The organism is Ensifer sp. GW823-FHT05D09, from assembly GCF_058795755.1.
On sequence record NZ_JBXAIA010000002.1, the window covers coordinates 221,322 to 241,838 of the forward strand.

The following is a 20,517-nucleotide window of genomic DNA, read 5'->3' on the forward strand; positions in this document are numbered from 1 at the left end:
CTCGGTTTCGACTTCGGAATGGTGCCGCAGGAAATAGTGGGCTGGCTTTGCCGCCCCGATCGGAGAGGGAAGTATGGTGTCGATTGTCCGCAAAGCAGCCTTTTGGGCTGCCGTCTCGACGAGTGTACTGCTTGCGCCGCAGGCCGTGCTGGCGGAGACGATCTTCGGCGCAATGGCCAAAGCCTATGAGAATAACCCGGATCTGAACGCCGCGCGCGCCGGTCTTCGGGCGACCGACGAAGGGGTTCCGATCGCGAAGTCCGGGTTTCGCCCACAGGTTTCGGCGTTTGCAAACGGAACGCTTTCCAATGTCCAGAACGACGTTATCGGAAGCCGGAACTTTCACCAGGGGCAGATCGGTGTCACCGTAACCCAGATGATTTTTGACGGCTTTCAGACGTTGAACAACGTTCGCGCCGCCGAATCGAATGTCTTCGCCAACCGCGAAGGGCTTCGGGCGAACGAAATCCAGATTCTGCTGGCAGCAGCGACATCCTACGCCAACATCGCACGCGACCAGCAGATCGTTTCCATCCGTCGACAGAACATCGCCTTCCTCAAGGAGCAGCTGAACGCGTCTCAGGCCCGCCTCGACGTCGGTGAAGGCACGCGGACTGACGTGAGCCTTGCTGAAGCATCGCTCGCCAACGCTCAGTCGCTTCTGATCAGCGCCATCGCGCAGCTGAAGCAGAGCGAGGCGGTTTATGTTCAGATCGTCGGCGTCGCGCCGACCGGCATCAAGCAGCCGGCACCTGCCTCAAAGGGGCTTCCCCGGTCGCTCGATCAGGCTGTTGCCCTTGGGCTGCGCCAGCATCCGACCATTCTCGCCGCGCAATACAATGTCGATACGGCCGGCTTCCAGGTGAAGTCAGCTGAAGGCACGATGCTCCCCGGCGTAACTATCCAGGGCCAGGTTGGGCGCACGACGGGTAATTCCGGTGACGGTGTCGTCAGCGACACGTCGAGCGTCACGGCTCGCTTGACGGTGCCGATCTACCAGGGCGGTGCAGAATATGGTCAGATTCGTCGGGCCAAAGAGACCCTGGGGCAGCAGCGTATTCTGGTCGATTCGCAGCGTGCAGCCGTTCAGCAGAACGTTGTGACGGCTCATGCCCAGCTTGAGGCGGCGATCGCCCGCATCGGCGCCAACAAGACCCAGATCTCGGCGGCCAACATGGCGCTCGCCGGCGTCATCGAAGAGCGCAAGGTCGGCCAGCGCACCACGCTCGACGTCCTCGACTCGCAACAGACTGTGCTGAATGCGCAGGAACAGCTGGCGATTGCCCAGCGCGATGCTGTCGTAGCGAGCTACGGTCTGCTCGCCGCCACCGCGATCTTGAGCGTCAAGAGCCAGGGCCTGCAGGTTGCCGAATACCGTGCCGAAGAGCACTACGAGGCGGTCAAGGACAAGTGGTTCGGACTTCGAACCGTCGACGGCCGCTGATCAAAGAAAACGCCTCGGGAAACCGGGGCGTTTCTGCTTCTGCCGGCAAAAACAAATCTGTGCAACAATCCAAGTGTCTGATTCGCGGCGTATGTTTCGCCCGCGAACTCACTTAAGGTTTGTTTGCAATCGGCACATGCGTCGTTTCGGGACACATGCTCGGCCGCGTCAAACGGGGATAGAAATGGCACAGCTCAATGTCGCGCGTGAACCTTCGATGGATGAGATTCTTGCATCCATTCGTAAGATCATCGAGAGCAACGAGCCGGGGCAGATCGATTTCTCCTCGCAGGATCACTACGAGGACGATGCGTCCGACGAAATCGAGCTGACGATCGACAGCGAAATCGAAGCAGCGGCTTTCGGCGGGCGCGACGAGAGCCTCGAAGCGCCAAAGCCAGCAACGCCTGCGCCGGCGATCGAGGTGGCCGTCATCCCTTTGGAGCCGCACGCAAACATCGCGCAGCCGCCGCTTTCCCTGGCCGATGTCGCTGCCCGGGTGCGGGCGGCCTCCGAGCGTCATACCGTGAGCTATACGACGAAAGCGAACGCCGGCGACGAACCGCCGCGTAGTGTTCAGGATAGCCCGGTGATCACGTCGCGAATGGCTGCCGTCTCGTCGCCGCAAGCGCCGGCTGGTCGTCTCCCGCTGAGCGAGGCCCAGCAGCCCGGCAACGAGAGTGTCGCGGTTGAAACGCCGGTAGCGGCGCCGAAGCTGGTAGAGCCTGTGGCCGTCGCCGTTTCGGCCGGTCCGGTGGCGCTTGTCGCTGAAGAACCTGTGGTCGAAAAAGCCGCACCTGCGATCATTTCGGCCGAGGTCGGTCGTCAGGTTGCGCAGTCCTTTGACAATCTTGCCCAGGCGGTCGACCTTAGCACGCGTCGGTCGTTTGATGAAATTGCCGAAGAAATGTTGCGTCCGATGCTGCAGGAGTGGCTGGACGACAACCTGCCGACCTTGGTGGAACGGCTCGTGCGGGAAGAGATCGAACGCGTCGCGCGCGGCCCCCGACGCTGATACCTGAGCCTTTCCGACACAGGGGCCGCGGAACAGTCGCGGCCTTTTTGCGTTCGTGTTGACTTGCACCGGTCGTTCCGGTTTACAAGACATAGATATCAATCTCCAAAATTGGCTTCAAAATGCTTGATAAGACCTACGATTCCGCATCCGTCGACCCGCGTATCGCCAAGAAGTGGGACGAAGAAAACGCGTTTCGTGCAGGTGCGGGAGCAAAGCCCGGCGCCGACAGCTTCTGTATCGTGATCCCGCCACCGAACGTGACGGGCTCGCTGCACATGGGCCATGCGCTGAACAACACGCTGCAGGACGTCCTGGTGCGGTTCGAACGCATGCGCGGCAAGGACGTGCTGTGGCAGCCGGGCATGGACCATGCCGGTATCGCCACGCAGATGGTCGTCGAGCGCAAGCTGATGGAGCAGCAACAGCATCGCCGCCAGATGGGCCGTGAAGCCTTCATCGAGAAGGTCTGGGAGTGGAAGGCCGAATCCGGCGGGTTGATCTTCAATCAGCTGAAGCGCCTCGGTGCCTCCTGCGACTGGTCGCGCGAGCGCTTCACCATGGACGACGGCCTGTCGGAGGCTGTCCTCGAAGTGTTCGTTTCGCTCTACAAAGAGGGCTTGATCTACAAGGACAAGCGTCTGGTCAACTGGGATCCGAAGCTGCTGACGGCGATTTCGGATCTTGAAGTCGAACAGCATGAGATCAACGGAAACCTCTGGTACCTGCGCTACCCGCTGGAACCGGGCGTAACCTATCAGCACCCTGTCGCCTTTGACGAAGACGGCAAGGCGACGGAATGGGAAACCCGCAACTATCTGGTCGTTGCCACCACGCGGCCGGAGACGATGCTTGGCGACAGCGGCATTGCCGTCAATCCGGAAGACGAGCGCTACAAGCCGCTCATCGGCAAGCACGTCATCCTGCCGATCGTCGGCCGTCGCATCCCTGTGGTCGGTGACGATTATGCCGATCCGACTGCCGGAACCGGTGCCGTCAAGATCACGCCGGCGCACGACTTCAACGACTTCGACGTCGGCAAGCGTGCGGGCCTTGCTGCCATCAACATCCTGACCATCGAAGGTCGCATCACCATCAAGGACAACGAGGAGTTCCTCGAAGGGCTCGCCGATCCCGCCGCCTTGCACGGCGCGTGGGACGAGCTTGAGGGCAAGGACCGCTTCGAGGCGCGCAAGATCATCGTGCGGATTTTCGAGGAGGCGGGGCTGCTCGACAAGATCGAGCCGCACAAGCACATGGTCCCGCATGGCGACCGTGGCGGCGTCCCGATCGAGCCGCGCCTGACCGAGCAATGGTATGTCGATGCCAAGACGCTGGCCAAGCCCGCGATCGCGTCGGTCAAGGAAGGCCGCACCAACTTCGTCCCGAAGAACTGGGAAAAGACCTATTACGAATGGATGGAGAACATCCAGCCGTGGTGCGTCTCGCGCCAGCTCTGGTGGGGTCACCAGATTCCGGCCTGGTACGGCCCTGATGGTCAGGTCTTCGTTGAGAAGACCGAGGAAGAGGCGCTGCACGCTGCGATCCAGCATTATCTGGCCCACGAGGGCCCGATGAAGGCCTATGTCGAAGACCTGCTTGAGAACTTCAAGCCGGGCGAGATCCTGACCCGCGACGAGGACGTGCTCGACACCTGGTTCTCCTCGGCACTCTGGCCGTTCTCGACGCTCGGCTGGCCGAACGAGACACCGGAACTCGAAAAATACTACCAGACCGACGTTCTGGTCACCGGCTTCGACATCATCTTCTTCTGGGTCGCCCGGATGATGATGATGGGACTTCACTTCATGAAGGATGCCGACGGCACGCCGGTCGAGCCGTTCCACACCGTTTATGTCCACGCGCTCGTTCGCGACAAGAACGGCCAGAAGATGTCGAAGTCCAAGGGCAACGTTATCGATCCCCTGGAGCTGATGGACGAATACGGCGCCGACGCGCTGCGCTTTACGCTGGCGATCATGGCCGCCCAGGGGCGCGACGTGAAGCTCGACACGGCCCGCATCGCCGGCTACCGCAACTTCGGCACCAAGCTCTGGAACGCAACGCGTTTCGCGCAGATGAACGGCGTCACCAACAGCGACGGCTTCATTCCGGAGGCGTCGTCGCTGACGATCAACCGCTGGATCCTGACCGAGCTTTCGCGCACGATCCGCGACGTGACCGAAGCGCTTGAAGGTTTCCGCTTCAACGAGGCTGCCGGCAGCCTCTATCGCTTCGTCTGGAACCAGTTCTGCGACTGGTATCTCGAGCTGCTGAAGCCCGTCTTCAGCGGTGACGACGAAGCGGCAAAGCGCGAATCCCAGGCCTGCGTCGCCTATGTTCTCGATGAGATCTACAAGCTGCTGCACCCGTTCATGCCCTTCATGACCGAAGAACTCTGGGATCAGACGGCGGGCGAGGGACGTGAGCGCGCCGGCCTGCTCTGCCACGCGGAATGGCCGTCTGCGTCCTATGCCGACGATGCTGCCGCCGACGAGATCAATTGGTTGATCGATCTGGTGTCGGGCATCCGTTCGGTCCGCTCCGAAATGAACGTGCCGCCGGCGGCAACCGCGCCGCTCATCGTCGTCGCCGCCAATGCGCTGACGCGCGAACGGCTGGAACGTCACGCTTCGGCCATCGGTCGGCTGGCGCGTGTGGAGCATATCGATCATGCGACCGTTGCCCCGCGCGGCAGCGCCCAGATCGTGATCGGCGAAGCGACGGCCTGCCTGCCGCTGGGCAACCTGATCGACCTCTCGGTTGAAAAGGCACGTCTTGAAAAGGCGATTTCCAAGGTCGATGTCGAGCGAGACCGTATTCTCGGCAAGCTGGCGAACGAGAAGTTCGTCGCCAACGCAAAGCCAGAACTGGTTGAAGCCGAGCGTGAGCGTCTCGTCGAGCTGGATCTGCAGAAGGAATCGCTCGGCATTGCCCTGGCGCGGGTGGCGGAAGCTGGCTAAGCGGATCGCAAGATCTTGATTTTATACGATCCGCGGTGGCAACACCGCGGATTTTTCATTTTCTGACGGTGCATCCGGAGCGTCTGCCGAGCCGATTCGGCGCGCCGGCGCGGCGGCTTTCTGTCGCGCCGCCTTGGGCGTTCGAGGCTGGCTTTCAAACCCGGATATTTCTTTTTTGGTGCAAAAACCAATGTTGTTGTCGTTGAGTAACACTTTCGGATTATATTGGAAAATAATACTAACATTAGCGACATAATCGCCGTTAGGAGGAAAATCCGTTCGATTTGCGGGGATTGTGTTCAAATGATGAGAATCTTACGTAAATTTGGCGGCGGCGATGGCCGGTATCCCCCTAGAATGCGGCATTTGCGATTTCACGTGATCGTGAGAATACTTTTGCCACAGGCGACGTGAGGTGGATTGTCGCAGATTGAAATGCAGGGGGAGGAGCTTAATGGCTCATGAGAATTTGAAGCGGGGCGTCCTGGCGTTGGCAGCCGGAATTCTGGTTGCGTCGTCGGCGCACGCTGGCGGTCTTGAACGCGGCGGTTACAACATCGACCTGCTGTTCGACCCGTCGGACTATGCGGCGGAAGCAGCAACGACTTACGTGGTGCCGCAGCGCAGGCTGAAGAATGTTCGGGACACTGATACCGGCAACACGGACATCCTCGGCGGGACGTTCGGTGGGGGAAATCTGAATTACCGTCCGAATTCCGTCGATGACACCGAGAACTATTGGGTCCCCCGTGTTGGTATCAAGGCAGCCTTGACTGACGGTATCGATTGCATGGCTGACTACTCCCAGCCTTGGGGTGCGCACACCAATCCCGGCAAGAACTGGGCTGGCGCCAATAACAATATCGAGACGAAGGTCGAGAGCGATAACTATGCGGCGACCTGTTCCTACAAGTGGGATATGGGTCCCGGTCAATTCCGCATCATCGGCGGCGTCTTCTACCAGGAAGTGAACGGCTTCAAAGAACGGTTGGTCCAGGATTATACGGGCACCGCGCTGGCAGGCCTCTTTTCGGGCGTTGGCAGGCTTGAGCTCGAAGGCGACGGCTGGGGCTGGCGCACGGGCGTGGGCTATGAAATCCCTGAGTACGCCCTGCGGGCGAGCCTCGTCTACAACAGTTCGGTAGAGTTGGATAATCTGTCGGGCTTCATCGATCTGCGTCAACTTGGCTTCGTTGTCCCCGGTGTTGGCCTGGTCACCGGTACGAAGTACGATGTAAACGGTTCGGCTTCGATGCCGGATTCGCTCGAACTCAAACTGCAGAGCGGGTTCGCGCCGGATTGGGCGGCGTTCGGCTCCGTCAAGTGGACCGACTGGAGCCAGTTGCAGGTCTTGAAATTCTGCCCGGCCACCGTATCTCCTACCACCCCTTGCACCAGCCTGGACCTTCTTTATCGTGATGGCTGGACCATTTCAGGCGGCGTCGGACACAAGTTCAACGAACAGTGGAGCGGTGCGGTCAGCCTGACCTGGGATCGTGGCACGAGCCACGGTTATGGCAGTCAGACTGATACCTGGCTCTTGGGCTCGGGTGTCTCGTATACGCCGACGAAAAATGTCGAGTTTCGTATGGCTGGTTTCGCCGGTATCATGACAAGCGGCAGTTCCGGCGCGGTTACCTATCAGGGCGACGTCATCGGCGACGATGTGTCGTATGACTTTGGCAATGATTTCGTCGGAGGGATTTCGACGGCACTCAAGGTAAAATTCTGATCCACTATCGACCAGAACGTTCAAGGCCCGGCTCATCCCCGGGCCTTTTCTTTGAGTTGCGCGACATCTGTTGGTGACTGTTCCGCGACCCGCCAATGTGACGATTCAGCAACACATTTAATGCTAGAGTTTGCTAGGGTCGGACTCAAGGTGAGTATGTCCATTTCCCGCCACAAACAGGGAGCAGCGATGTTGGGGACAAACGTGCAACTCGACGATCGAGCCAGCAATGTTTGTAACGAAATGAAGTCATGTGTTGTCTTGAGTGAGCTGCCGCACTTCTGCGGAAATGGTCGGCTAAGGCTACACAAAATGGAGTTTCATCCTGGACTGGGTGCGTCGATGTTTTCGGCGGTTTCGGTGAACAATTGAATGGCAAAGGGCTGTTCAGGCGTTTGTGTTTGCAGCGGTGATGAGTTCGGCGTGGCCGGCTGGAACGGAAGAATTAGACTGTGATGCTTGCGGGTGAACTGAAGTCTCTGAAGGTTGCGATGCTCGGCGTGTCGCTTGTGGTCGGCGGTGCGACGGCCGGTCCAGCGCGTGCCTTTGATCCGGGCACCGGTGTCAGCAAGGAATCCGGCCCGTTTGCCTTGTTCAAGTTCGGCTTCTCCGCCTACAAGAGCGGCCGCAAGGACGAAGCCGTCGAGGCCTACCGCTATGCTGCCGAGAAGGGGCATACCGGCTCCCGCTGGGCCCTTGCCAATATGTATGCTTATGGCGACGGCGTCGCTGAAAACGACCTCGAAGCCTTCAAGATCTACAGCGAGATTGCCCAGCAGGGTGTGGAGCCCGGTTCCGAAGATACGGGGTACTTCGTCAACGCGCTGATCTCGCTTGCCGGCTACTATCGCCGCGGCATTCCCGACAGCCCGATCAAATCCGACATGTCTCAGGCCCGCCAGCTCTATTTCCAGGCGGCGTCTACCTTTGGTGTATCGGAGGCCCAGTTCCAGTTGGCGCGCATGCTGCTTTCGGGCGAGGGCGGCAACGTCAACGTTCAGCAGGCCAAGAAGTGGCTGAACCGCGCGCGAAAGAGTGGTCATGCCGGCGCCATGGGCGTTTTCGGTAATGTCATCTTCCAGGAAGGTCAGACCATCCGTGGTCTTGCTTATATGACCGCGGCGCTCGATCAATGTTCGCCAAAGGACCGGCCGTGGCTGCAGTCGATGCAGGAGCAGGCCTTTTCTCTGGCTACCGAAGGCGATCGCCGCCAGGCGATCATGCTGTCGCAGAACATGCACACGCAGGGCGACGACGACTAAACGCGTCCGGCTGAATACGACCAGGTCGTTCTGGTTTAAACGAAGTCGCAGAAGCCCTCTATCTTCCCGCTGTTTCGCCTTTCCTGACGCAAATCGCTACGCACTTTTCCTGGAAATGCCAAAGCGCCGCCCCCGCGCAAACCTTAGCGTCAAAGCGGACGTTCGAACGTGAAATAACCCGCGACCGGTACGTGGTCGGATGGCTTCTCCCACGCCCGCACATGTTTTTCGATCGACGTCGAAACCAGCCTGTCCGCCGCTTCCGGTGACAGCATCAGGTGATCGATGCGTATGCCGAAATTCTTCGGCCAGCATCCGGCCTGATAGTCCCAGAATGAATAAAGCGGAACGTCATCCGTGGTCGAGCGAACAGCATCCGTCAGGCCGAGATTGCGCAGTTGGCGGAAAGCCTGGCGGGTCTCGGGCAGGAACAGTGCATCGTTCTGCCAGACCTTGACGTCCCAGCAGTCGTGCTCCTCGGGGATGACATTGTAGTCGCCGGCAAGAATGAACGGTTCTTCAAGCTGCAGGCGCTGCTCGGCATAGGCCGCCAGGCGCTGCATCCAGCGCAGTTTGTACGGATACTTCTCGCTGTCGACCGGGTTGCCGTTGGGTAGATAGAGCGAGCAGACGCGGATGACGCCGCCGGAGACGGAAAACACGCCTTCGATAAAGCGGGCCTGCTCGTCCGCGTCATCGCCTGGGAGGCCGCGATTGACTTCGTCCGGTTTCAGCTTGGAAAGCAGCGCAACGCCATTGAAGCCTTTCTGGCCGTGCGTTTCGACGTGATAGCCGAGCGCTTCGATCTCCAGGCGCGGGAAGTTTTCGTCGACCGATTTGATTTCCTGCAGGCAGACGATGTCCGGATTCGATTCCTTCAACCATGCCAGCAGGCTGTCGATCCGCGCCTTGACGCCATTGATGTTCCAGGTGGCAATCTTCATGGCTCGAAACGCCCTTCCATGTCAGTGAATCCGCTCGGACCGTTTCTTGTAACGGCTCCGGATTCTTTTGACAAATCCGATACCTGCGGTCTTTTCGTCAAGAATGTCGCAATACACCCTTAACGCGCAGCGAATTCCAGCCACTTGCGCCTCGCGCGCATCGGCAACGAATTGATTCCGATCGGTTGCAGGCTATAGTCCCGCTCATGATCGACTTCATCCAGAACTATTGGCCGCATTTTCTCGTCTTCCTGTCTTTCGTTCTGGGCGTGCCGGCGGCAATCCATGCTGCCATGACCAAGGACGATGTCAGGGCGGCTGCCGGCTGGGTCGGCGTCGTGCTGCTGTCGCCGATCGTTGGGGCGCTCGTCTATGGTGTTGCCGGTATCAACCGGATCCGCCGCTCGTCGATAGGCATGCAGCGTTCGCTGGTGCGGGGTCGCGGGCCGGATCAGTTCGGGCGCTTCGATGTATCCGATGCGGAAATCGGAACGCGATTCGGCCAGCGATTCGCGGCGATGAAAATCCTCGGCGACCGGGTGTCGCGACATGCAATGTCCACCGGAAACCGCATAATCATGCTGGAAGGCGGGGACGCGGCCTATACTGCCATGTTGCACGAGATTGCCAATGCGCGCCGCAGTATCCTGCTGGAAAGCTACATCTTCGACCGAGACGCACTGGGTTTGCGTTTCGCGGACGCGCTGATTGCCGCGCGTGGGCGAGGGGTCGATGTGCGGGTGTTGATCGATGCGGTCGGCGCCCGCTACTCGGTGCCGAGCATTGTCGGCTATCTCAAGGCGGCGAGTGTGCCGACAGCCGTCTTCAACGGCAACATCATCATGGGGCTGAGATTGCCCTATGCCAATCTGCGCACCCACAGGAAGATCCTGGTCGTCGATGGCAAAGTCGCCTTTGCCGGGGGCATGAACATCCGCGCCGGCTTCACGACCGAAATCGCCGGTCCGGAGGCGGCCTATGACACGCATTTCCGTATCACCGGCCCGGTCGTCGCCGACATCTTCCAGGTTTCAGCCGAAGATTGGCAGTTTTCGACAGGCGAGCCTCTGGCAAGCGATACCTGGAAGACCGAGGCTGTGCCGCCGCCGGCAAAGACGCCGGGCATGCTGATGCGGGCCGTCCCCTCCGGCCCCGACAGCACGAACGAAACCAATCACAAGATGCTGATGGGCGCCTTCTCCGTGGCGCGGAAGAACATCCGGCTGATGTCGCCCTATTTCTTGCCGGATCGGGAACTGATCAGCGCGCTGGTGACAGCCGCGCGGCGCGGCGTCGAGGTGGATATCGTCGTGCCCGCAGTCAACAATCTGTTGCTGGTCGACCGCGCCATGACGGCGCAATTCGATCAGGTGCTGAAGGGGCATTGTCGCGTGTGGCGCGCAAGGGGCGCCTTCAATCACTCGAAGCTGCTCGCGGTGGATGAACGCTGGGCCTATGTCGGATCGACGAACCTCGATCCTCGATCGCTGCGCCTCAATTTCGAGTTCGATCTTGAGGTGCTCGACGACGTTTTTGCTCGGACGGTCAGCAGCCGTATCGCGGCGATCGTCGAGGCGGCGGAGGAAGTGACGCTGAAGGACCTGAAAGCCCAGCCCTTGACGGCGCGCCTTGCCAACAGGCTGCTGTGGCTGGGATCGCCGTATCTGTGACTGCGACGCGCAAGAAGGCGTGCCGCTTACTCAGATCGAAAAACTCGTTCCGCATCCGCAGCTTGCGACAGCATTCGGATTCTTTATCTGAAACGACTGGCCGAGCAGGTTGTCGATGAAGTCGATCTCCGAGCCCCCCATATAGACGAGAGACAGGCTGTCGATCAGAACTTTGGCGCTGTCCTTTTCAAGCACGAAGTCGTCGTCGTTCGCGTCGTCGACGAGATCGAACTTATAGGAGAAGCCCGAGCATCCGCCGCCTTCGACGGAAACACGCATGGCATTCTTATGCCCGTCCGAGCGCAGAATGGTGGCGATCCGCTTGGCCGCTGCGTCGGAAAGGGTCACTGTTTCCTGTGTCATATTTGCCTCCTGCCGGGGTCAAGAACCGGAGAGATTCGTCTTCATTGCGCGATTTGCAGTGGCCGGTACCGGCATGTCTTTTCACGCCGAGCGCCAAACCGTTGCTTTGACTAGAGGAATCGGTCGATGCTTGCTGACCGCTTTCCCGTAGCTTTCACTATAGGTATGAAGGCTTGAATGTCCCGTCAATGGGACGACCACGCAGGTGTGAAATGACATTCGACAAAAATGCGCTCGGCTTCGGTTACGGTGAACATGCGCCATTCGCGTCGAATCCCTGGGCGACGCGCGGCAGGCTCTACCCGGAGGCGACAAGCCCGACGCGTTCCGATTTTCAACGCGACCGTGACCGCATCGTGCATACGACGGCTTTTCGCCGGCTGAAACACAAGACGCAGGTCTTCATCGCCGCCGACGGCGACCACTATCGCACCCGCCTGACCCACACGATCGAAGTGGCGCAGATCGCGCGCGCCCTGGCGCGGGCGCTGAAGCTTGACGAGGATCTCGCCGAAGGCGTGGCGCTCGTCCATGATTTTGGCCACACCCCGTTCGGGCATACGGGCGAGGATGCGCTGCATGACATGCTCAAGCCCTATGGCGGCTTTGATCATAACGCGCAGTCGCTGCGCATCGTCACCAAGCTCGAGCGGCGCTATGCCGAGTTCGACGGGCTGAACCTCACCTGGGAAAGCCTGGAGGGGCTCGTGAAGCACAACGGGCCGCTTCTGACCCTGGACGGGCAGGGCACGCATGGGCCGGTGCCACAGCCTATCCTCGACTACTGCGCAATTCACGATCTTGAGCTCGCGAGCTTCGCGAGTCTTGAGGCGCAGGTGGCAGCTATCGCCGATGACATTGCCTATAATACCCACGACATCGATGACGGACTGAGATCCGGCTATCTGACGTTCGAGATGTTGGAAGACGTGCCGTTCCTCGCCCGTCTGATGCGCGAGGTCAGCGACCGCTACCCGGGTCTGGAAGCGAGCCGCTTCACCCATGAGATCATGCGGCGCCAGATCACGGCGATGGTCGAGGACGTGATAACGGTCGCGCAAGCGCGCCTCGGGGATATCAGGCCCGAAAGTGCCATGGATGTCAGGCATGCCGGTAAGGTCATCGCGACATTTTCGGACGAGATGGGCGAGACCGACAAGCAGATCAAGAGACTGTTGATGACGCGGATCTATCGACATCCCGAGGTGATGCGGGTGCGCGAAGGGGCTGCGTCGATCGTCTGCGATCTCTACCGCGCCTTCATGGCCGACCCCTTGCTGATGAGAGAACACTATTGGATCGACCAGATCCCCGGGATGGCCGAGCCTGCGCGGGCGCGGCATGTCGGCGATTATCTGGCGGGCATGACGGATACCTTTGCCATCAGCGTTCACAGGCGTTTGTTTGACCATACGCCCGATTTGCGGTAGGGACGCCCCGCCCGGAGGCTTTTGGTTCAAGCGAACCGAGCCTCCTTTTGAGTTTTGCACCGACCATATTCGGTCGGGAATAGCGGACGGATCAGATGAATCTCTTCACGGACTTCGAATCAAGAATTAAGGATATTCTCGAAACGCTTGATGCCGTTCGAGAAAAGCGATCCGAGCTTGATTTCAGCCGTATCAATGTCGAGCCGCCGCGAGACCCCAGCCATGGCGATGTCGCGACCAATGCTGCGATGGTGCTTGCCAAGCCGCTCGGGATGAATCCGCGTGCGCTTGCCGATCTGATCGTCGAGAAGCTCCGGCTGGACCCCGAGGTCACGGAGGTTTCCGTTGCGGGGCCTGGCTTCATCAACGTCCGGCTGTCCGTCTCCTATTGGCAAAAGCTGTTGACCCAAATGGTTCGCTCCGGCGCCGACTATGGCCGCAGCACGACCGGTGCGGGTCGCAAGGTCAACGTCGAATACGTCTCGGCCAACCCGACCGGCCCCATGCATGTCGGCCATTGCCGCGGTGCCGTTATCGGTGACGCGCTGGCGAACCTTTTGACCTTCGCCGGCTACGACGTGACCAAGGAATACTACATCAACGACGCCGGTTCGCAGATTGACGTGTTGGCGCGCTCCGCTTTCCTTCGTTACCGGCAGGCGCTCGGCGAAGAGATCGGCGAAATTCCATCGGGCCTCTACCCCGGTGACTATCTCGTCCCCGTCGGCGAGGCGCTGGCCGACGAATTCGGCACGAGCCTGCGGCTGATGCCCGAGGACAAGTGGATGCCGCTCGTCAAGGAGCGCACCATTGACGCCATGATGGCGATGATCCGGGAGGATCTTGCCGCGCTCAACGTCACCCATGACGTCTTCTTCTCGGAGCGCACCTTGCATGCCAATGGCGCTGCGAAGATCCGCACCGCGATCAACGACCTGACCTTCAAGGGCCACGTCTACAAGGGCACGTTGCCGCCACCGAAGGGACAGTTGCCGGAAGACTGGGAAGACAGGGAGCAGACGCTGTTCCGCTCCACGGAGGTCGGTGACGACATCGACCGGCCCTTGATCAAGTCGGATGGGACTTATACCTACTTCGCCGCTGACGTTGCTTACTTCAAGGACAAGTTCGACCGCGGTTTCGACGAGATGATCTATGTGCTTGGCGCCGACCACGGCGGTTACGTCAAGCGCCTGGAGGCGCTGGCCCGGGCGGTGTCCGGCGGCGCGTCGAAGCTCACCGTGCTGCTTTGCCAGTTGGTCAAGCTTTACCGCGAGGGTGAGCCAGTCAAGATGTCCAAGCGCTCGGGCGACTTCGTGACGCTGCGCGACGTTGTTGACGAAGTCGGTCGCGATCCGGTGCGGTTCATGATGATCTACCGGAAGAATTCCGAGCCGCTGGATTTCGATTTTGCCAAGGTGACAGAACAGTCCAAGGATAACCCCGTCTTCTACGTGCAGTATGCCCATGCCCGTTGCCGGTCGGTTTTCCGTCAGGCGGCGGACGCATTCCCCGATCTCGACCTGTCTTCCGTCGATCTTGCCGGCGCAATCAACGGCGCGATCGTCGATCCGGCGGAGCTGCAGCTGGTCGCCAAGCTCGCAGAATATCCGCGTGTCATCGAGGCTGCAGCACTGGCGCAGGAGCCGCATCGCATCGCGTTTTACCTGTACGATCTTGCCGCTGCCTTCCATGGACACTGGAACAAAGGTAAAGAGAATCCGGAATTACGTTTTGTTAACGATAAAAATAGAGAATTAAGTACTGCCAGACTCGGGCTGGTGCATGCTGTCGCTTCCGTACTGAAGTCGGGCCTGTCCATTACAGGCACCTCCGCACCGGAAGAAATGCGATAAGTATTGTCACCATTTTCCCACAATGCACTGGCAAGTGAATGCAGGCAATTGTGAGTGGAGAGCATGGCAGACAAACAATTCGCACGAAGCGGGCCGGCTGAATTCGATGTATTGGCAGACGATGATCCGTTGGCCGAACTCGCCCGGATCGTCGGCTACGATGCCCGGCCGGCTGTCCAGCAGTTGCAGGAGTTGCAACGCCACCAGGAAGCCGTCCGGCAGGATCCGGCGTTCGACCTTGAGGAAGAGCTTCTTCGAGAGTTCGATACCTATGACGCGCCGCGCGCGGCAAGTGTTCAGCCGGACAATGCTCCGGTTGAGCATGATGCCTCGGTAGCGCAAGAGGTTCAGCAGGCCGAGCCGGCGCTCGAATTTGAGCCGTTCGAGTTTGCTGCGCCCGAATCGGCCCCTGTCGAAGAGGTGCAGGCGCTCGAGCCGGCGTATCAGCCAGCTGAATTCGTAGAGCCATGGGCAGAGGCCGTCGGTCCTTCCGGCGAGGTCGATCACGCCCATGCCGAAGTCGTCGCTTTTCCTGAGGCGCCTTCCGCTCCGATCGCTGATCCGGTTGTCCACGACTTCGTTTCGGAAGAGGCCGAGCCGACCTTCGATCTGGAGCATGAGCTCGAGCTCTCGCTTGGCGACGTCGATCTTTCTCCTGCAGCCGAGTTTGCCTCGGTCGAACAGCACGTGGCGGCACCTGAAGAATGGCATGCGCCGGTCGAGGATATTTCGTTCGACGTTTCGGATTTCGCCAGCGAGATGGCGACCGAGCAGGCCACTTTGGCGGTTGAGCCAACCTTCGGAGTGGCTCCGGTTGCCGAGGGCAGCAATGCCTATGCGCTGGACAATGCGTATGCGTATGAACCGGCCGTGATCGAACAGGCCGCTCCAGTTGCCGCAGAGCCGACAACCGACAGTGCTGTCGACGAGCTTCTTGCCGATATCGAGCGGTTCCCTGTGCCGGCTGCAACCGGATTGGTCGCCGCCGCGGTTCACACCCATCCCGCCGTCCATGCACGGGCTGAGCCGGTCGCAACCGGAGCAGCTCCCGTCAAGAAGAGCCCGTACCCCTTCACGCCGACTTTCAGCCGTGCCACTCCGGTCGCCTCGGCCTCCGGCGTCGGTCAGCAACGTGCCTTCGCCGGTCCGATCGTCTCGTCGATCCCCGCAGCTGCTGCCGCTGCAGTCGCTGTCCCAGCGGTCGCACCGGTGGTTCCTGAGGCCATCGTTGAGCCTGCTCGCCCGGCTTTTGAGCCGGAGAACGAGCCGAGCTTCGACATTGAGAACTTCGAAATGGAGCTCTCGGATGTGGCGCTGGAAATGGAGCTTCCGGTGTTCGATGCGTCTGAAGACGTGGCGACCGCCCTTCAGCAGCCTGCTTTCGCTGCCGTCGAGCCGACGCCTCTGCAGCGCGAAGAGCCTTTCGTCGCGCCGCCGATCGCAGCAGCGCCTATCGAAATCGAAGAGGTTCCGGTTGAAAGCGCGTTGCCATTCGATCCCTCGATGATCGCCGAAGCCGACACCGGTGTCGCTCCGATCGCCGACATGGAGGTGCCGCAGCTGCCGGTCATCGAGACGGAAAAGCCGGCCGCCTATCCCGCCGACTATGATCTCGATATCGACGCGGAAATGGCACAGCTTTTCGGCACGCCGGCACCGTCTGCAAGGGAGACACAGGCTCGCCCTGCCGAGGTTCGTGAACCTGCGCGCGCTGCGCCAGCAGCCAAGCCGGCCGCATCGTTCGGCGCGGCCCCGATGGATGATTTCGACGAGTTCGAGAAGGCAATGGAAGAAGACTTCCGTCGCTCGATGGTCGAACGCCAGACCACGCCGCGCGAATCCGAGCGCGTGCATCCGATGTCCGGCCAGGCCGAAGAGGGTGCTTACAAGGAGTACGGTTCCGGTCGCCGCTCGCAGCGCGCAATGCTGCTGGCCGCAAGCGTCGCCGGCGTCATCATTCTTGGCGGTGCGGGCGTTTATGCATGGATGGGGGGCAGCGATGCCGCTTCGTCCGGCGAAGGACCCAAGATCATTCTCGCCGATAAATCGCCGGTGAAGGTCGTGCCGGAGGAAAAGGGCGGGAAGACCGTGCCGAACCAGGACAAGGCCGTCTATGACCGCGTTGCCGGCGCACAGGGCACAGGTCCTCGCCAGGAGGCGCTCGTCTCTTCCACCGAGGAGCCGATGGATGTCGTGCAGCGGACGCTGACGCCGGAAAACCTGCCGAATGATAGCAGCGATGAAGCGGATGTACTCGGCGCGACGTCGCCGAATGCAGACGAAGAGTCTGCCCGTCTTCTGCCTGACGACGGCACTGCTGCGCCGGCAGACCAGGAAGAGGACAAGGCTCCCGCTGTCGCGCCGCGAAAAGTACGTACGATGATCGTTAAGCCGGACGGCACGCTCGTCGCCCGCGAAGAGCCAGTTGCTGCACCTGCAGCGGAAGTCGCCGGCAATGCTCAACCGGTTCCGGCAACGGCTTCGGGTCAGGTTGCTGCGTCGGGCGCAGAGGGCCAGGCAACTGCCGCGGGCGCCGGTTCCGAACTTCGTGCAGCCGGGCAGGCACCAGTCAGCGCCGACCAGGTCGCACTTGCCGCCGCAAGCAACGCCACTGTCAACGCCGGCGACCAGGCACCCTTGCCGCAGACCCGCCCGGCCGAACAAGCGGCAAACGTGGCCGCAGCCGCAACGGCTGCGCGCCCGGCGGAAACGCAAGGCGCCGCCAGCGCCGCAGTGGATACCCAGCAGGTTTCCACCGCATCCGTTCCGGCTGGCACCTACTTCATCCAGGTGGCGTCGCTGCCTTCCGAGGCTGAAGCGCAGAAGTCCTACAATAGCCTTTCCAACAAGTTTGGAAGCGTTATCGGCGGTCGCGGCGTGGATATCCGCAAGGCGGAGATCGCGGGCAAAGGCACCTACTACCGTGTCCGCATCCCGGCCGGCTCGCGCGAAGAGGCCAATGCCCTTTGCTCGCGCTACAAGGGGGCAGGCGGCAGCTGCCTCGTTACCAAGTAGTCAGCGCGGAACTCGTGCTACAGGAAGGGCGCGGCAGAGATGCCGCGCCCTTCCTGTTTCAGTGTCAGTAGTCTGTGCATGACGTACACTGATGATTATTCTCGCTTCGCGGCCGGCAAGTGGCGCACTATGCTTTTGGGATGAGCGAATCAAAAGCATTTATCTCCGGCTGCAAAGGTCTTTCGCTTTCGGGCGAAGAGCGCAGCTTCTTTGATGGCGAGCGTCCCTGGGGCTTTATCCTCTTTGGTCGCAACATCGGTGAAGAACAGCAGATTTCCGATCTGGTCGCAGCCTTGCGAGATAGTATCGGCAATCCGGCGGCACCCGTGCTGATCGACCAGGAAGGCGGGCGCGTCCAGCGCATCCGGCCGCCGCTTGTCCAGCAGTACCCGAACGGTGCCGCGATCGGTGAAATCTACCGCCGCGATACGGAAGGCGGCCTGCGGGCTGCCTGGCTGATGGGGCGGCTTCACGCCTTTGATCTGATGCGGTTCGGCATCACCGTCGATTGCCTGCCGGTACTCGACGTTCCGGTTCCCGGCAGTCACGATGTCATCGGCAATCGCGCCTATGGACACGACCCGCAGAGCGTGACGGCGATCGGCCGGGCGATGGCGGAGGGCCTGAAGTCCGGTGGCATGCTGCCGGTGATGAAGCATATGCCTGGCCATGGCCGCACCTTCGTCGATTCCCACCACAGCCTGCCTGTCGTCAGCGAAACATTCGAGGAACTCGCCAAAAGCGATTTCCTGCCCTTCATCGCCATGAAGGACGAGGTCATGGCCATGTCGGCGCACATGGTCTTTACGGCGATCGATCCGGACAATCCGGCAACGACGTCCGCCAAGGTGGTGCGTGAAATTATCCGCGGCCACATCGGTTTCGACGGGTTGTTGATGTCCGACGACGTGTCGATGAACGCGCTGGCGGGCGACATGTCGACCCGCGCGCGCAACATCATCGACGCCGGGCTTGATCTTGTCTTGCATTGTCATGGCATAATGGACGAGATGAAGGCTGTGGCGGATATCGTCCCGGTTCTGGCCGGAGAGACATTGAGCAGGGCAAGGGCCGCAGAGGCCGCCTTCCGCAAGCCCGACGATGCGAACGAACAGGAACTGCGGGCCGAGTTCAACGGTCTGTTCGCAACTGTTTGAGGACGGGTACGGCCGGCGGGAAAGGATCGGGCTGTCGTGAGTAGTGCGGGCGAAAAACAGGGAAGGTCCGGGCCGAAAGCGCCGATGGATCCCCTGTGGCAGGACGAGACCGCGGAGCGGGGGCTGCACGAAGAGGCGCTTGTCATAGACATCGCCGGCTTTGAAGGCCCGCTCGATCTGCTTCTCCATCTCGCCCGCAGCCAACGGGTCGATCTTGCCCGCATCTCGGTGCTAGCACTGGCGGAGCAATACATCGCCTTTGTCGAGCGCGCGCGCAGCATTCGCATCGAACTGGCCGCCGACTATCTCGTGATGGCGGCTTGGCTTGCCTATCTCAAATCGCGGCTGCTGATCCCGCAACAAGCGAAAGACGACGGCCCTTCGGGCGAGGAGATGGCCTCGGCGCTGGCGTTCCGGCTGAAACGCCTCGAAGCGATGCGCGAGGCCGCCACCCGGCTGATCAATCGAAACCGCCTCGGCCGCGACGTCTTTGTCCGGGGTGCGCCGGAGCATATCGTCACCGAGCGGAAGTCGGACTACGACGCTTCGCTCTATGATCTGCTGACGGCTTATGCAGGCTTGCGGCAACGCACGGCGATTACGCAGGTAACGATCGAAAAACGCCATGTCTGGTCGCTTGCCGATGCGCGACTGATCCTGGCGCGCATGATCGGTCATCTCGATGACTGGACCGCACTCGATCACTTCCTTCTGCGTTACATGACGACGCCGAAAGAGCGCGCGACGGCTATCGCCAGTTCGTTTGCGGCCTCGCTGGAAATGGTGCGCGAGGGACGCCTGGAAATCCGCCAGGAGGAAGCATTCGCGCCGATTTATCTGCGGCGCGGGCCAAACCCGATCGATGCCGCAACGCTTGCCGACATGGAGGCAGCCCGTGGCTGAGCCGCAGAAATATTTGCCCCGCCTGGACGAAGACGAGAGCGAGAGCGACGGACCGCTGCTTGATCCGCGAACGGAGCGGGAAGCCGAACGGATTGCCGAAGCGCTGGTCTTTGCCTCGGCTCAGCCGGTCTCGGAGACCTACATTGCCAGCCGCCTGCCGGGCGGCACCAATGTCCCACGCATCATGGCGCGGCTGAAGGCGTTTTATGCCAGCCGCGGCGTCAATCTGGTGCAGGTGGCCGATCACTGGGCGTTTCGGACTGCCGCCGATCTGTCTTTCGTCGTGCAGACCGACGAGCAGGAGGTGCGCAAGCTGTCGCGCGCCGCGCTCGAAGTCCTGGCGATTATCGCCTACCACCAGCCGGTCACCCGTGCCGAGATTGAAGACATTCGTGGTGTGCAGACGTCCAAGGGTACGCTCGATGTGTTGATGGAGGCGGGGTGGGTCCGCTTCCGCGGCCGCCGGCGAACGCCTGGGCGTCCCGTCACCTTCGGAACGACGCGCGATTTTCTCGACCACTTCGGCCTGGAGGAACTGCGCGATCTGCCCGGGATTGAGGAGTTGAAGGGGGCGGGGCTTCTGTCCGGACGCATTCCGTCCAATCTGCATATACCCGTGCCGGTGGGCGATGATGACCTGGCGGAAAACGAAGATCCGATCACCCAGCTCGATCTGGAAGAACTGGGGCTCTTGACTCCGAAGGGCGAAGAGGCCGATTAAAAACCTGATTGGAGATATCGGCTTTCTCCGTCGAGCCTGCAC

Annotated in this window: 15 protein-coding genes; 12 read left to right on the forward strand and 3 right to left on the reverse strand. The window is 60.8% G+C overall.

What is annotated here, in order from left to right:
• Nucleotides 1-73: 73 nt before the first annotated feature.
• The 3 genes from AC1Q80_RS06815 to AC1Q80_RS06825 all read left to right on the forward strand — a co-directional run bounded on the left by AC1Q80_RS06815 (nt 74) and on the right by AC1Q80_RS06825 (nt 5,422).
• Complete coding sequence (locus tag AC1Q80_RS06815; RefSeq protein ID WP_173419864.1) at nt 74-1,444, forward strand: TolC family outer membrane protein; 1,371 nt, start codon at nt 74-76, stop codon at nt 1,442-1,444.
• 184 nt (nt 1,445-1,628) lie between these two features.
• The gene (locus AC1Q80_RS06820) at nt 1,629-2,459 is read left to right on the forward strand and encodes a PopZ family protein (RefSeq protein WP_492360361.1); all 831 of its coding nucleotides are present in this window, start codon (nt 1,629-1,631) and stop codon (nt 2,457-2,459) included.
• Nucleotides 2,460-2,581: 122 nt separating this feature from the next.
• A complete protein-coding gene (locus tag AC1Q80_RS06825; RefSeq protein ID WP_492359981.1) occupies nt 2,582-5,422 on the forward strand; it encodes a valine--tRNA ligase in 2,841 nt (946 codons plus the stop codon).
• A gap of 21 nt (nt 5,423-5,443) precedes the next feature.
• On the opposite strand, the gene AC1Q80_RS06830 is transcribed toward AC1Q80_RS06825, so the two are convergent.
• Entirely contained in the window at nt 5,444-5,725 is a 282-nt protein-coding gene (locus AC1Q80_RS06830) for a hypothetical protein (protein ID WP_173419867.1), read from the reverse strand.
• Nucleotides 5,726-5,876: 151 nt separating this feature from the next.
• Between AC1Q80_RS06830 and AC1Q80_RS06835 the strand changes: the two genes are divergently transcribed.
• Nucleotides 5,877-7,154: an outer membrane protein transport protein gene (locus AC1Q80_RS06835; RefSeq protein ID WP_492359982.1), complete on the forward strand. Its 1,278-nt coding sequence runs from the start codon at nt 5,877-5,879 to the stop codon at nt 7,152-7,154.
• 455 nt (nt 7,155-7,609) lie between these two features.
• A complete protein-coding gene (exoR, locus tag AC1Q80_RS06840; protein WP_492359983.1) occupies nt 7,610-8,416 on the forward strand; it encodes an exopolysaccharide production regulator ExoR in 807 nt (268 codons plus the stop codon).
• Nucleotides 8,417-8,565: 149 nt separating this feature from the next.
• Here the strand turns inward: exoR and xth are convergent, their stop codons facing one another.
• Nucleotides 8,566-9,360: an exodeoxyribonuclease III gene (gene xth / locus AC1Q80_RS06845; RefSeq protein ID WP_492359984.1), complete on the reverse strand. Its 795-nt coding sequence runs from the start codon at nt 9,358-9,360 to the stop codon at nt 8,566-8,568.
• Nucleotides 9,361-9,566: 206 nt separating this feature from the next.
• Here xth and AC1Q80_RS06850 point away from each other — a divergent pair, with 206 nt between their 5' ends.
• Complete coding sequence (locus AC1Q80_RS06850; protein WP_209792301.1) at nt 9,567-11,030, forward strand: phospholipase D-like domain-containing protein; 1,464 nt, start codon at nt 9,567-9,569, stop codon at nt 11,028-11,030.
• A 30-nt stretch (nt 11,031-11,060) separates the two neighbouring features.
• On the opposite strand, the gene erpA is transcribed toward AC1Q80_RS06850, so the two are convergent.
• Complete coding sequence (gene erpA, locus AC1Q80_RS06855; protein WP_173419872.1) at nt 11,061-11,393, reverse strand: iron-sulfur cluster insertion protein ErpA; 333 nt, start codon at nt 11,391-11,393, stop codon at nt 11,061-11,063.
• Nucleotides 11,394-11,605: 212 nt separating this feature from the next.
• Between erpA and AC1Q80_RS06860 the strand changes: the two genes are divergently transcribed.
• From AC1Q80_RS06860 to scpB, 6 genes are all read left to right on the forward strand, one after another.
• Nucleotides 11,606-12,823 (forward strand): deoxyguanosinetriphosphate triphosphohydrolase, encoded by a 1,218-nt coding sequence (locus AC1Q80_RS06860; RefSeq protein ID WP_173419873.1) that lies wholly within the window; start codon nt 11,606-11,608, stop codon nt 12,821-12,823.
• Between the two features lie 95 nt (nt 12,824-12,918).
• Complete coding sequence (gene argS / locus AC1Q80_RS06865; RefSeq protein ID WP_492359985.1) at nt 12,919-14,679, forward strand: arginine--tRNA ligase; 1,761 nt, start codon at nt 12,919-12,921, stop codon at nt 14,677-14,679.
• A gap of 63 nt (nt 14,680-14,742) precedes the next feature.
• Nucleotides 14,743-17,694 carry an SPOR domain-containing protein gene (locus tag AC1Q80_RS06870; protein WP_492359986.1) on the forward strand — a complete coding sequence of 984 codons (2,952 nt, stop codon included), beginning with the start codon at nt 14,743-14,745 and terminating at the stop codon, nt 17,692-17,694.
• A 140-nt stretch (nt 17,695-17,834) separates the two neighbouring features.
• Complete coding sequence (gene nagZ / locus AC1Q80_RS06875; protein WP_492359987.1) at nt 17,835-18,851, forward strand: beta-N-acetylhexosaminidase; 1,017 nt, start codon at nt 17,835-17,837, stop codon at nt 18,849-18,851.
• An 84-nt stretch (nt 18,852-18,935) separates the two neighbouring features.
• Entirely contained in the window at nt 18,936-19,754 is an 819-nt protein-coding gene (locus AC1Q80_RS06880) for a segregation and condensation protein A (protein WP_077498269.1), read from the forward strand.
• A complete protein-coding gene (scpB, locus tag AC1Q80_RS06885) occupies nt 19,747-20,475 on the forward strand; it encodes an SMC-Scp complex subunit ScpB (protein ID WP_209792306.1) in 729 nt (242 codons plus the stop codon). Before AC1Q80_RS06880 ends, scpB begins: the two co-directional genes overlap by 8 nt.
• Nucleotides 20,476-20,517: the final 42 nt, after the last annotated feature.